11 protein-coding genes are annotated in these 13,764 nt (G+C 38.0%); 10 read left to right on the forward strand and 1 reads right to left on the reverse strand.

Annotation, left to right across the window (positions count from 1 at the left end):
* Positions 1 to 97: 97 nt before the first annotated feature.
* The gene (gene nhaA, locus GARC_RS01465; RefSeq protein ID WP_007616011.1) at positions 98 to 1,486 is read right to left on the reverse strand and encodes a Na+/H+ antiporter NhaA; all 1,389 of its coding nucleotides are present in this window, start codon (positions 1,484 to 1,486) and stop codon (positions 98 to 100) included.
* Between the two features lie 384 nt (positions 1,487 to 1,870).
* Between nhaA and GARC_RS01470 the strand changes: the two genes are divergently transcribed.
* The 10 genes from GARC_RS01470 (at position 1,871) to GARC_RS01515 (ending at position 13,743) form a co-directional block, all read left to right on the forward strand.
* On the forward strand, positions 1,871 to 2,620 hold the full coding sequence (locus tag GARC_RS01470) for a PRC-barrel domain-containing protein (protein ID WP_007616014.1): 750 nt from the start codon (positions 1,871 to 1,873) through the stop codon (positions 2,618 to 2,620).
* A gap of 129 nt (positions 2,621 to 2,749) precedes the next feature.
* Positions 2,750 to 4,144, forward strand: coding sequence for a class II fumarate hydratase (locus tag GARC_RS01475; protein WP_007616018.1), 1,395 nt, complete (start codon positions 2,750 to 2,752; stop codon positions 4,142 to 4,144).
* 1 nt (position 4,145) lies between these two features.
* Complete coding sequence (locus GARC_RS01480; RefSeq protein ID WP_007616026.1) at positions 4,146 to 4,349, forward strand: hypothetical protein; 204 nt, start codon at positions 4,146 to 4,148, stop codon at positions 4,347 to 4,349.
* Between the two features lie 96 nt (positions 4,350 to 4,445).
* Positions 4,446 to 5,432 carry a sodium:calcium antiporter gene (locus tag GARC_RS01485; RefSeq protein WP_226989045.1) on the forward strand — a complete coding sequence of 329 codons (987 nt, stop codon included), beginning with the start codon at positions 4,446 to 4,448 and terminating at the stop codon, positions 5,430 to 5,432.
* 182 nt (positions 5,433 to 5,614) lie between these two features.
* Positions 5,615 to 6,289, forward strand: coding sequence for a response regulator transcription factor (locus GARC_RS01490; protein ID WP_007616029.1), 675 nt, complete (start codon positions 5,615 to 5,617; stop codon positions 6,287 to 6,289).
* Positions 6,289 to 7,710, forward strand: a complete 1,422-nt coding sequence (locus GARC_RS01495) for a sensor histidine kinase (protein WP_007616030.1) — start codon at positions 6,289 to 6,291, stop codon at positions 7,708 to 7,710. Before GARC_RS01490 ends, GARC_RS01495 begins: the two co-directional genes overlap by 1 nt.
* Positions 7,707 to 9,926, forward strand: coding sequence for a DUF5916 domain-containing protein (locus tag GARC_RS01500; RefSeq protein WP_226989040.1), 2,220 nt, complete (start codon positions 7,707 to 7,709; stop codon positions 9,924 to 9,926). Before GARC_RS01495 ends, GARC_RS01500 begins: the two co-directional genes overlap by 4 nt.
* Positions 9,927 to 10,067: 141 nt before the next feature.
* The gene (locus tag GARC_RS01505) at positions 10,068 to 11,678 is read left to right on the forward strand and encodes a ShlB/FhaC/HecB family protein (RefSeq protein WP_007616032.1); all 1,611 of its coding nucleotides are present in this window, start codon (positions 10,068 to 10,070) and stop codon (positions 11,676 to 11,678) included.
* 11 nt (positions 11,679 to 11,689) lie between these two features.
* A complete protein-coding gene (locus GARC_RS01510) occupies positions 11,690 to 13,378 on the forward strand; it encodes a phosphoethanolamine transferase (RefSeq protein WP_007616033.1) in 1,689 nt (562 codons plus the stop codon).
* Positions 13,378 to 13,743 (forward strand): diacylglycerol kinase, encoded by a 366-nt coding sequence (locus GARC_RS01515; protein WP_007616035.1) that lies wholly within the window; start codon positions 13,378 to 13,380, stop codon positions 13,741 to 13,743. Before GARC_RS01510 ends, GARC_RS01515 begins: the two co-directional genes overlap by 1 nt.
* Positions 13,744 to 13,764: the final 21 nt, after the last annotated feature.

The raw sequence follows: 13,764 nt of genomic DNA on the forward strand, positions 1-13,764 counted from the left end.
TGTAACAATTCGCAGAAATAACTCAGTATCCTTTGCTAGGGATGGCAATACAATTCTATTAATGTCTCGGTTATCAGTTCCCTTCCATTGTAGGATTTTACGTTGTAGCAGCGGTCGATAGCGCCAATTCTTTTCTAGATATAAATAACAAAATTGCAGTCCCGACAATTGCAGCGATGAGTGACCCAAGTAAAATTCCCATTTTGGCTTGTGCAATCAATGCTGGATGTCCTTCGAATGCCAATGCTGAAATAAACAGTGACATTGTAAACCCAACACCTGCTAAGAAACCCACTCCAACTATGTGACTAAAGTGCACGCCTTCGGGGAGTCTTGCCAAACCCGTTTTTAAAGCAAGCCAAGCAAAAATACTGATCCCTATCCCTTTACCTAAAACTAAACCGAACAAAATCGCCAAGGTAACCACTGTATCCTTAAATTCAGGGATGTCGGTAGGCAACAACAAGCCAGCGTTTAAAAAAGCAAACAAAGGTAAAATGATCAGACTAACGGGGTTTCTTAGGGCATTGCCCCAACGTATTATTGGTGTAGTGGTACTTTTTGCAATTTCTTCGGCTTCAATCGCAAGTGCATGCTGCTCTCCACTCTCAAGAATGGTGGCGTTCGGTTTGTCCACTTTCCTAAAGGTCTTAACAACATATTGCATTTTGTGGAGGAACCACCTTTTATTGGCATAGGGATGTGTTGGCACCATCAAGGCAGCCAAAATACCTGCTGTTGTTGCATGAATACCAGATTGAAGAATAAACCACCATAATACTACCCCACCAATTAAATATAATGAGGGCACTCGTATTCCAAGCAAGTTCATCAAGAACATAGTCGCTAAAGTTAGTCCAGACCATAAAAGCGAGCTCACCACAATTTGTTCGGTATAAAAAAGACCTATAACCGCTACTGCGCCCATGTCATCAACGATAGCCAAACCAGTAAGTATAATGGCTGCAGCTTTTGGTGCTCTAGTGCCTAATAATGTTAAAATGGCGATAGCAAATGCGGTATCCGTTGCCATAGGTACACCCCATCCCTGAAAAGCATCTGTTCCGCCAATCCAAATAATCATCAGATAAATGAGTGCCGGTAGTAACATCCCCCCGATCGCCATGGCGATCACTAAGGTTGCATCTTTTAAGTCTTTTAGTGCCCCGACTAAACACTCGTATTTAATTTCCAGCCCCAAAATAAAGAAAAATAACACCATCAACCCATCGTTGATCCAATAGTGTATCGAGTGACTGATTTCCCAGTCACCGAGTGAAACAGCGAGCACCAGTTTATTCAAAACATCATATTGGTGTTGCCAACCAGTATTGACCATGACTATGGCCAGCAAAGCGGAAATGAGAAGGGCTATTCCAGCCATGGCTTGACTACTGAAAAACACTTTTACAGGAGAAAATAATTTAAGAAAGCGTCGCTCTAAAGGAGCATGTTCACGATTTGCTTCTCTTATTTTAGATTTCATTACAATTCCATTCCTTACTGGTTTTAATTGTGCTTTGGCAACAAAACATGACTATTACCTGTAATTGTTTATTTAGCTATTTATTCCAAAGTATAAACCCCTCAATAATGATTAGTGTACAAATTATTATTGCTGGGAGTGATATATGAGATGATGTAGAAGACAGCTGTTATGTCAATTTATATAGCTGTTTCATCATAGTAACACTAAATGTATGTTAAAGTTAGCGGTCCATAAATAAATAGTATACAAACTATATTGGATTTTATAACTATTAGAACAGTATAAAATTTACGGTTGAATCGCGAATAATTATTACAAGTACCTATGCAAAATGTTTGTTAGAACTGCGTGTAAATCCAATTCATCAAAAAGGAGAACTTTATGTTAGTCAGTTTAAAAGAATTAAGTGGTAGCACCATCAAAGCAACTGACGGAGACCTTGGTCAGGTAAAAGATGTGTATTTTGACGAAAGATCTAGGGTCATTCGATTTTTGGTAATTGATACTCATCCTTGGTTGCCTCTTAGCGAAAAGGTATTGATTAGCCCAATTGCACTGCGTGAATTTAATAATAATGACGATATATTGAGTGTGTCGTTTAAAAAAGATGCGGTTAAGCATTGTCCGAAAATTGAAGAGCATGAAACAGTTTCACGAGAGTTTGAAAAAGCTTATCACGATTATTTCGGCTACGGTTATTATTGGACAGGTGAAGGTGCTTGGGGTGAATACGCTTACCCTACCGCGCTGTTTAACCCAAAAATACTGAGTGTTGACAAAGTTAAAGATGACAATGTCCAACAAACAAATCACCTTCGTTCAGCTAATGAAATTGAACACTACGGTGTTGATGCTTTGGATGGTAAAAAGGGTTACATCAAAGATTTTATTTGGGATACCTACAACTGGTCTTTACGTTATCTTGTTATTGATACCCGTGATTGGTTGCCTGGCGGTAAAAAAGTGCTCATCTCACCAGATCAGTTTGATACATTAAACTGGGGGAGTAAAACAGTTACCTGTAATATTAATTTGGCGCAGATAAAAGCATGTCCTGAATATTGCCCAGATAAATTGAATGACGATAAATACCTTGAAAAAATTAGGGAACAACGTCAGATCAATAAATAGGTTACGAAATAAGGCTGTTTGTTTCCTGAACAAAGTAGTTAATCATAATCAAACTCTATTCGTCACCTCGCCAAAGGTATTTATTGGCTGGTGGAATTAATTCTACGGTTAAAGGAGCAAGGCTAATCAATGCAAACAACAAATAATCCTAACGCGAGTAAAGTAGAGCATAAGAGCAAGATATTGTATGGTGCAGAAACGGCTAAAGCGCTGGCCAATTTTACTATTAGTGATAGTAAAATGCCTCGTGCTTTTCTTTGGGCACTTGGCTCTATAAAAAGTGCAACTGCCCTTGCCAATATGGAGCTAGGCTTACTTGATGAAGAAAAAGCAATGGCTATTCAAGGTGCGGCTCAAAGCGTAGCTAATGGCTTCTACGACGATCAATTTCCAATTGATGTGTTTCAAACTGGCTCTGGGACCAGCACTAACATGAACGCCAATGAAGTTATAGCTTCCTTAGTCAAGTTGCAAACTAAGGGGCAAATATCTGTGCTCCCTTTGGATGACGTGAATCTAGGACAAAGCTCTAATGACGTTATACCCTCGTGTATTCATTTAAGTGCAGCTATGCTAATCGAAAAAGAACTGCTGCCTTCCCTATTGCACTTAGTTAACACTTTAGACGGAAAAGCAAAGGAGCATCACAATACCATCAAAACCGGTAGAACCCATCTCATGGACGCTATGCCGCTTAGTTTTGCTCAAGAGATAGGCGCATGGCGTGAGCAGATTAACTACATTCATACTCAGCTCCAAAACAGTTTGCCAAGCTTGTGTAAACTCGCTATTGGAGGCACTGCAGTAGGCACCGGGATCAACACACATCCAGAATTTGGAGCCGTTGTGAGCCGGCTATTATCAGAAAATAGCGGCTTGGTATTTACTCCGGCTGACAACTACTTTCGTGCAATTAGCGCCCAAGATACAGCTGTTAACGTCAGTGGGAATCTCAAAACCGCCGCGGTTAGCTTGAGTAAGATTAGCAACGATATTCGTTGGCTCAGTAGTGGACCGTTAAATGGTTTAAATGAAATACACTTATCCGAACTTCAAAAAGGTAGCAGTATCATGCCCGGCAAGGTCAACCCGGTGATCCCTGAAGCTGTATTAATGGCATGTACCCAAGTGATTGGTAATGACACTACTATTACCTTGGCTGGCCAATCGGGCAATTTTCAATTGAATACTATGCTGCCATTAATCGGCCATACCCTAATTCAAAGTATCCAATTACTGAGTACCTGTTGCACTGCACTTGCCGATAAAGTCATCAAAGATATGCAAGTGAATCATGCAAAACTTGAGCAGAACGTAGCACGCAACCCCATGTTAGCAACGGCGTTGACGAGTTTAATTGGTTACGATAAAAGCGCAGAAATTGCCAAAAAAGCCTATGCAGAGAATAGAACAGTACTAGATGTCGCCAAAGAGTTGACCAATTTAAGTGAAGCTGAACTTATCGCAAGGTTAGATCCCAAAACAATGATAGGTAAATCAAACACCAAAACTGATAGGAGCTAACATGACAAGTAATAAACCACAAAACATCGCAACTTTTGCAGCCTTAAAAACGTCCATAGCTAACGGCGAAGAGGCGTCACTAAAAGAATTATTAGCCAATTTATCTATGCAAGAGATTGAGAAAAGCTATCTCATTGACTTGGCTAAATTAAGTAACAACCCTAGTATCATAAAGTTACTTGAAGATATTCCCTTAGATAAATAGGTTAGATAAACATGGTCAATTTGGCATCGGTTATCATAGGATCCTTTATGAAAATGGACTGCTGTGCTAGCTGAACTCGCCTATATTCTCTTTATCATGGCTATAGCGACAACTATAGTATGGAAGGCATGCAACTACCTTGAGGACGCATGCCACGATTTAGCACTCTGTTATGGGCTTCCAGACTCAGTCAAAGGCTCTACAGTGATGGCAATCAGTTCGAGCTTTCCCGAATTGGTCACTATTATTCTAGCCGCAGGCATTCATGGAGACTTTGAACTGGGTTTGGCTACTATTATTGGTTCAGCAGTGTTCAATATCTTAGTCATTCCTGGAACATCCGTACTCTTCCGACCAGGCTCACTTCACGCAGGACGCGACGTAATCTATCGAGAAGCGCAGTTTTACCTGATCAGTGTGCTGATCGTGATGGTAACACTATCATTTGCGGTTATTTATCAACCGTCGACAGAAGAACCAATGAGTGGAACATTGAGTATTTCAATGATGATCCTTCCGCTACTATTTTACGTGTTGTACATCTACATCCAATATCAAGAAGTGCATGATCACAAACCAGAAAAAAATAAACCTGATGCCACAGCACTAAAGAGCTGGGGCAAACTGATTTTTTCTATGGTGCTGGTTACTATGGCAGTAGAAGTGCTGATCCAAATGGTTATCGAACTTGGCGAGATGTTCAGCACTCCGAGTTATTTTTGGGGCGCAACCATATTGGCAGCGGCAACCAGCATTCCGGACCTTTTTGTTAGCGTAAAAGCCGCCAAACGAAAATGCAGTACTGCAAGCCTTACAAATGCCTTCGGCAGTAATATCTTCGACTTGTTGGTTGTGTTACCTGCTGGTGTCATCGTAGCCGGCGCAGTAGGCTTCAACTATCCTCGGATAATGCCTATGATGATGTTCCTACTCTTTGCTACTGTCACTTTTTTGGTGCTGGCACGAAGTGGTTCAGAGCTGACCAATAATAACGGTAAAATTCTGCTACTAATTTATGTGGGATTTATTATTTGGATGGGAATGGAATACATCGGTGTAGCACATCCAATTGAAGTTTATTAAAGGGTTATAGAAAATTAGAATTAACTAAGCCTATTCAACATGCCTAAATAATGAGAGTAAGAAAATAACGGAGTCTTTAATCACTCCCTCCCAAAAGAAATACTATCTTAAGTATAAAATCAGCAAATCTTAAGTTTCATCTGATACATTTATCTTTGTAACTATTATTGTTAGGTCGCCTTTTGAAAATATTGATTATTGAAGATTCAAACTCACTCAGAAGAAGTTTAAAAGTTGGGCTGTCTAATCTGGGCTTCACAGTTGATGATACGGGAGATGGCTCTGAAGGTTTGAGCATGGTTTTATCTGGAGATTATTCTCTTTTGATCCTTGACCTAATGCTTCCATCAGTTGATGGCACCTCAATATTAAAAGCCCTACGTGATGCAAAGAAAGATATCAGAGTATTAATTCTTTCTGCAAGAGATCTGACAGAAGATAAAATTCAAGGATTGCTTAATGGTGCTGACGATTATTTAACCAAACCATTTTCATTCGATGAACTTCACGTAAGACTACTGTGCCTTATGCGCAGAGGCAGTTTAAATATCAATGACAGCAAAATTACTATTGGACAGTTTTCATTAGATCTACATTTAAAACAATTTCACTGTAATGGCATAGATGCTAATTTCACCCCGAATGAATATAAATTGGTGGAATGCCTATTTACTAATCAAGGTAAGGTTATATCCCCAGAAAAGCTAAGTGAATATTTAGCTGGTCAATATGATGCAATTGCTAAAAACTCTATTGAGGCACACTTATCGACCGCACGGAAGAAAGTGCGAGCGGTAGGATATGATTTACCTATTAGAACCAAGCGTGGCTTCGGTTACTTCGTTGAAGGCAATTAATGACTTCTATTAAGCAAAAATTAAGTCGCTACATCTCTCTTTCAGTATCGATATTATTAATATCCATATTCCTTGTAACTGACATCCTAGTGGATACTTGGATAAGCAGTGAATTTGATAGAGCCATGACCAATAAGGCTAGTTTGCTCATTACCTTAATAAGCGAAGACACAGAAGAAATTGAGTTTGAATTTGCTGACGAGTTTATGCCTGAATTTTCAGGAGCGGTTGATCCAGAGTATTTTCAACTTTGGCTGAATGATGACGTTTTTGAACGCTCACAAACCCTCGAACTATTTCACGTAAATACATTACCTAAATTAAATATTCCCTTAAATACATCATCAATCACCAATATTACTTTACCTGATGGGCGCTCTGGCAGAATGTACTTTGCTACATTTAAACCTCAAATTGATAGCGATGTTAGAGAAGATTTTGGTATTTCAAAGAAAGAGTTTTCGAAAACTCAACAACCTATGTCATTAGCTTATGCCATAAGTAACGAAAACCTAAATCAAATACTTTGGTTTGTAGATATCATCTTTTTAATCACCTCGATTACCGCAATTATCGCGGTCAAAATGATAGTGTTTAATGTGGTTGAGCGAGGATTAAGACCGCTTGTTAAACTCAACAATGACCTTAAACAAATTGACCTAAACTCTCAAGTAAGCGCTATTTCCACTGACGATCTCCCTGACGAACTCATATCTATCGCAACTGGCATTAATCATTTTATCAGTGAAAATAAGGTGCTCTACTCACGAGAGAAGAGGATCACATCAGATATTGCTCATGAATTAAAAACCCCTATTGCAGAGTTACTTAGCTTAAGCGAAGTTGCTATTAAGTTTCCGAATGAAAAACAAATATCAGATACCTATAAAGATGAGGTGCTTGGCATTGCCGAACGTCTAAAAAACATTGTGAATGGCATTCTATTACTACAAAAAAGTACTCAGGGGGTCGAATTAAAAAAGAATGATATTGATTTAGAAAACCTTCTTCAACAAATCATAGATCGAGAAAATAAATCAGCTAGAGACATAAGGTTAACTTATGACGTGCAATCAAAGCATATTCAAGTAAGTGAAATAGCCATTGAGACAGTGCTGTCAAATTTAATTAGCAATGCAGTGTATTACAGCCCAGAAAATACGCCGATATTCATATCGGTTGTCCTTGCAATGCATAATAAGGTGAAGATAATAATATCTAATACAAGTACCCATCATTATTCTGCGGCTGATTTAGAGCATTTTTTTGAGCCGCTATGGCAAAAAGACAACTCAAGAACCTCATCACAAAGGTATGGATTGGGCTTAGCTATAGTGAAGTCTTATTGTGACAACATTGGTGCTTCTATATCAATAGATATGGAGCCTCAGGAAAAAATCGTCTTTACTATACAATTGTGATCCAGAATAGATTTGTAATTTACATTTTTTTCCATTTCATTTTTGTTTTCAATGTATATGCACTAGACCTGACGATTGATGGCGTTCTAGATGAAAAAGAGTGGCATTTAGCTACAACCATAACAGATAATTATCAAGTCATTCCCCAAACTCTTGCACTACAAAATAGTAACTTTTCTTATCAGATAATTACGACAAAAACTGGGTTGTTTATTGGATTAAAGGCCAATACTGTATCTGCTTTACGAGTTCGTACTCAAGAGAATGATAGCGTTTTTTCTAATGACCACTTTCAGTTAATGTTAGATATGAAAAATAATGCGCAACAGAGTTATGTATTTGCCATAAATCATCAAGGATACTATTTTGATGGCATTTATGATGTAGATAAAGAACTGGATTTAGATTGGAATACCCAGTGGGAATATAAAGTAAAATCTTACGACAATAGTTGGGTTGCCGAAGTGTTTATCCCATGGCAAGCCATGTCATTTGGTATTGAAGTCCAAAACCAATTTGGGCTATATGTGAGCCACTTTGACGAGAATACCAATGCCACTTATGCGTCAGTGCCAGCTAATCAACAAATGAATAGCTTTTTTCAACTATTCTCAAAATATTCAACCACTATTGTTACCGAGTCGAGTTTTGACTTGTTTCCTTATGTGTCATTTAATCGAGATGTTTTGCAAGACAGTAATAACGGCTCTATTGGCGCGGAAGTGTTCTGGCGACCTACCAAAGGACAACGATTAAGTGCCACTGTTAACCCCGATTTTGGACAAGTCGAATCAGATGAATTAGTTGTAAATTTTTCAGCCGTTGAAAATTTCTTTTCGGAAAAACGCCCTTTTTTAAATGATAATCAAAGCTTATTCAACGTTACTGGACCTGAAACATTGACCTTGGTGCATTCTCCTAGAATTGGTGGCAATGCCTTTTATGATGAAGAATATGATAGTGAGCTTAATTCCGCCTTAAAATACACGGTAGACTTTGATAATTATGATTTTGGCATTATGTCTGCTTTTGAAAACACTACCTCAAGAGGTGATGGTCGTGACTTTTTGGCCATGCGCGGACAATACTCTTTTGGTGCTAGTAAATTGGGTATATCAATCAACCATGTGAATACGCCTACTATAGACAGGCAATCCACCGTATTATCAACCGATTTACATTTCTCTATCTCTGAAAACTCATCTTTAAACCTAGGGATAATTAAAACCAACATTGAAGAGGAAAACAGCTATGAAGAAGATATCGGTTGGTGGCTAAGGGGCAGTAGCGATATCTCTGAGCAACACACTCATGAATTTAGTTTGTTTTCTTATGGAGACAATTTACAACTTAATGATATTGGATTTGTAAAAAGGGTTAACCGAAAACAATTTGAATATGAGTATCAATACCAAATTCCTGATTTAGAGTCGACTTTCATTAGAGAAATAGTCTTTGCCTTTGAAACAGAATTTAAAACAAACTTCCAAGATGAAAAACTCCCCCATGTATTTGGGGCTGGTGTTGAACTGCTAATTGAAGATGAATTTGAATATCAGTTTTCTTTAGAAATGATCTCATCTGGATTTGATGACCTAATTACACGTGGTAATCATTCTTTATGGTTACCTTCGTCACAAAATTTGGAATTTGAAGTCGCGTCTCCTGAATATTTATGGGGCCAATACGAATTTGCACTTACAGTGGGTACTGAAGGATTTGATGATTATTTTTATGATATGCAAGGCAGTTTGGCACAACAATTTAGTGAAAACTTGCATATAAGCCTAGCAGTTTCTCAATATAACAGTGATAGTTGGTTGGATTGGAATGAAGGCAATACGATTAGTGAATTTAACTTTACTGAGCAAAGTGTTGAACTGAGTATGGATTATCAAGTTGATGATAATCAAGAACTGCGCATTAAGTTCGAAGCCGTTATAGGTAAAGCAACAAGTCTCAATAGTTTTGTTGTTCTCCAGGATGGTTCAGCACAACCTTTAACCAATAGTGATGACTTTTCCTTTGCTGAAAACGCATTTCAATTGCGTTACAAATATTCCCTTTCTAAGCTAACCGCATTTTACCTGAGTTACGGTTTTGGTGGTGAGTACGAAGATGAGTTGGCCAAATTTGGAAAACGCAACCTTTACAAACGAGCTATTCACGCCAAAAATGCCCACAATCTATTCGCAAAAGTCAGGCTGCATTTTTAATGCAATTCAACTAACAAATCTAGTTATTCCACTCTTAAATAAAATGAATATTCAGTTTAATCTAGGGTAATTATCAGTTTACCCTAAGCTGTTCTTAAGTTTCCTTACTTAATATAACAACACTTATTTCTAGGTGTTGTTATGAAATTAATCCCTAAGTTTTTTCTCACTATCAGTTTCATTGTTATCGCGGTATTTCCGAGGGTAACACTCAGCGAAGAAAATAAATGTGATCAATCACAAAACGTCAAACTTGTCACCAATGACATCTTTGACCTTACGGATAAAGACACCATTTTTTTACATCATTGGGCAAATTTCCTTCATATCAAAACCAAACAAAAAACACTCTTAAATGAGTCTGCTTTTTTCCTAGATAAATGCGAAGTTAACGATGAGGATTTAAAGGAATTAGAGCGTCATCTACGCAGTGAGAAATACATTCGGGATGCATCGGTAACCTATAACGAAGATCATGAAGTAGAGGTTCAGACTTGGGATAATTGGTCATTATTGCCTACCCTTGAATTCGGTAGAAAAGGTGGGGAAAATAAGTTTGCTATTGGGATCCAAGACAGAAATTTACTGGGGTTGGGTATTGATGCTGAGGTTGAGTATTTTAGCAACGATCAGCGTAGTGGTTATAAACTCAAAACACAATTCCCGCTTTATTTTAAAAACAACATCAACGCCAAGATTCGGCTAACCAGTAATGATGATGGCACTTCAGAAGCAATATTTTTACAAAAAAAGTTCGTCAGCTTTGACACTAACAATGCATTTGAAATTGGATTCAATAATTTTAATCAAATAGACACCCAATATAATAATGGCATGGTGTCTAATCAATATATTCATCATAAGAACTTTTCAACCATAAATTGGCAATGGTTGCACCAAGATTCAAGCACAGATACTTTACGTTTTGGTCTGGGTTACTCTCAGGATAAACACCGCTTTTCAGAATTGCCAGAACAAACCTTAACCAGCCCGTTGCCTAGTACAGTTTTACCCTCAAACCGAGCTTTTAACTATCCATTTTTATCTGTTGAGTATCTTCAGAAAGACTATCGGAAACTGACAAACCTTAACCTTATTAACCATATTGAAGACTTTAACTTTGGGTGGAATGCAACTGCAAGTATTGGTTCAGACTTAACAAATAGTGAAGATTCGCCATCATTAATTTGGCAGTCACATTTATCCAAAGGTTTTGACCTGTTTGATAATGCGATATGGCTGTTTGAAGCTTCTTTCGAGGGGGAGGTATATGACAATAGTAATGTCGAAAACAGACTGCTTCTAAATATTAATACCGAATACTTCCATAAGTTTAATGGTAGATGGGGAGCTTATTTTAAGAATGCCAACCAATTCAGTAAGAACCAGTTTTTAGACTCCCCTATTGTTTTAGGCGGTGAGTCGGGAGTTAGGGGGTACCCGTTACAATATCAACACGGTAAACATAGTACGCAATTTACTCTTGAAGCTCGTTATTACCCGCATATTAATATTTACAAACTCCTCGAACTAGGTGGCGCAGCATTTTTAGATACTGGTCGAGTGTTTGGCCAATCAGAACTTTCTCAAAACTCCTCCCCCTGGATGACATCTGTAGGTTTAGGCGCTCGCTTTTTCTCAACCCATTCTAGCGAAGCCCGAGTCATCCATGTGGACATCATCAAGCCTCTTTCTTCTGCGCCCAACGTTAATAGCGTTGAATTTCGCATTACCACCAAACACTCATTTTAGGGCCACAATCAGTGAAAAATTTACTTAGGTATTTTAAGAACTTAACAATAACAACAAACCAATTGGTGTTTTTTACCTGTTGTTATGTTGCTTTGATATTGAACTTACCTTTTTTAGTCAAAACAACCAATGTGATTACCTCTCTTGATAACTACAATGGACTTTTTTTACTTTCATTACCTATATTTCTATTGTCTATCACTATTACCTTGCAGAGTATTCTTGCTTTTAGGTGGATCACTAAACCTATTCTAATTATTACAGTGATTTGCTCATCTTTAATATTTTACGGCACCATTTCTTATGGATTAGTGTTTGATTACGGCATGGTTCAAAATACGGTTGAAACTGACACTGCCGAAGCACTGTCCTACGTAAACCTTCACGCCATATTGTTTTTTATTCTATTTGGTATTGTCCCATCGGTATTAATATATGCGGTTCAACTCAGCTATAAACCCTTTTTAAATGAGCTGTTAACTCGTTTGAAATTAATTGCAATGAGCCTTTGTGTGGTGTTTCTTATAGGCGGCTTATTTTATTCCAATTATGCGTCTGTTGGTAGAAACAACAAAGCGCTAATCGGTTATATCACCCCTTATAAAATGCTAGATGCGTCATACAAATTTGTACGAAATCACTATTTCACTTCACCTTTGAAATTTAAGGTCCTGGATACATCTCCGACAATTGTACGTGATAGTAATAGAAAACATGTCACTGTTATGGTGCTCGGAGAAACAGCTCGTGCTGAGAGCTTTTCCCTTAATGGATATAACAAACCAACTAATCAGTACACTGAAAAACAAGGCGTGGTGTCTTTTACTAATATGCACTCATGCGGAACAGCAACAGCTGTTTCTGTACCCTGTATGTTTTCAAGGTTAAGCAAACAAAATTATGATAAACGTATTGCGACCTCGCAACAAAACGCAGTTGATTTGATCCATTTAGCGGGCGCCGATGTGTTGTGGATTAGTAATAATAATGGCAGCTGTAAGGGAGTATGTACACGAGTAATCACGCAACAAATAGATACTAATAAATTAAACCCTCTATGTGATGGCGAGTACTGTTATGACGAAGCATTATTGGCTCCACTGCGTACAAAGCTTGATCATTTGACCCACGAAAACACTCTGATTGTTCTACATATGATTGGCTCACATGGGCCTACATATTTTAAGCGATATCCAATAGAAAAAAGACTTTTCACACCCGATTGCCAACGTAGTGACATTCAAAATTGTTCACAACAACAACTTATAAATACTTATGACAACACCATTGCCTATACCGATTTTGTTCTGTCACAAGTCATTAGTGGATTAAGTGAATTGGCGGAACAAGAGGATGTTGAAACATCTCTGCTTTATATTTCAGATCACGGGGAATCACTCGGTGAAAATGGTATTTATTTACATGGACTGCCCTATTCGTTTGCGCCTGAAGAACAAACTCGCGTTCCGATGATTTATTGGAATGACCCAATGCAAACAGATTTCAATCTAAACTGCCTAAATACTTCGGCAAAAGCACATATTACCCATGATAATATTTTTGATACCTTACTCAGTATTATGTCGGTTCGCAGCACCGCTTATAGGATCGGAAGTGACCCCTTTATTCAATGTAAATCCCAAAGTGCCATTGCACGCACCACAGTACCCAATAGATTAGATACGGAGATAGTAAACTAGTGTTTGACAACATCAATAAGCCGAAAGGCATACAAAGAATTTATTTGGCCAGCTTAAATTCAGCAAGAGCTTTTAAGTGGTTATACAAAAATGAATCTGCTTTTAAACAAGAAATTTTACTGCTACTACTCGCTATACCAATATCGTTTTTATTCAACATTAGTTTCAAAGAGCAACTCATATTAATTGTTGCGATAGTATTCATTATTTTTACAGAAGTTATAAATACTGCAATAGAGGCAGTAGTAGACAGAGTTGGATTAGATATTCACCCGTTATCTGGTTTGGCAAAAGATTTAGGCTCTGCAGCCGTGTTTATTAGCCTAATAGTTGCAGCCAGTATTTGGCTAATTGTCTTACTTTGATTGACAAAGCCAGCTTTCTTT

This window comes from Paraglaciecola arctica BSs20135, from assembly GCF_000314995.1.
In the GTDB taxonomy this organism is placed as follows: domain Bacteria; phylum Pseudomonadota; class Gammaproteobacteria; order Enterobacterales; family Alteromonadaceae; genus Paraglaciecola; species Paraglaciecola arctica.

Bases quoted from the DNA above. Each gene is read 5' to 3' on its own strand.
- GARC_RS01470 (WP_007616014.1), top strand. From the start codon at position 1,871: ATGTTAGTCAGTTTAAAAGAATTAAGTGGTAGCACCATCAAAGCAACT.
- GARC_RS01485 (WP_226989045.1), top strand. From the start codon at position 4,446: ATGGCTATAGCGACAACTATAGTATGGAAGGCATGCAACTACCTTGAG.
- GARC_RS01480 (WP_007616026.1), top strand. From the start codon at position 4,146: ATGACAAGTAATAAACCACAAAACATCGCAACTTTTGCAGCCTTAAAA.
- nhaA (WP_007616011.1), bottom strand. From the start codon at position 1,486: ATGAAATCTAAAATAAGAGAAGCAAATCGTGAACATGCTCCTTTAGAG.
- GARC_RS01475 (WP_007616018.1), top strand. From the start codon at position 2,750: ATGCAAACAACAAATAATCCTAACGCGAGTAAAGTAGAGCATAAGAGC.
- GARC_RS01495 (WP_007616030.1), top strand. From the start codon at position 6,289: ATGACTTCTATTAAGCAAAAATTAAGTCGCTACATCTCTCTTTCAGTA.
- GARC_RS01505 (WP_007616032.1), top strand. From the start codon at position 10,068: ATGAAATTAATCCCTAAGTTTTTTCTCACTATCAGTTTCATTGTTATC.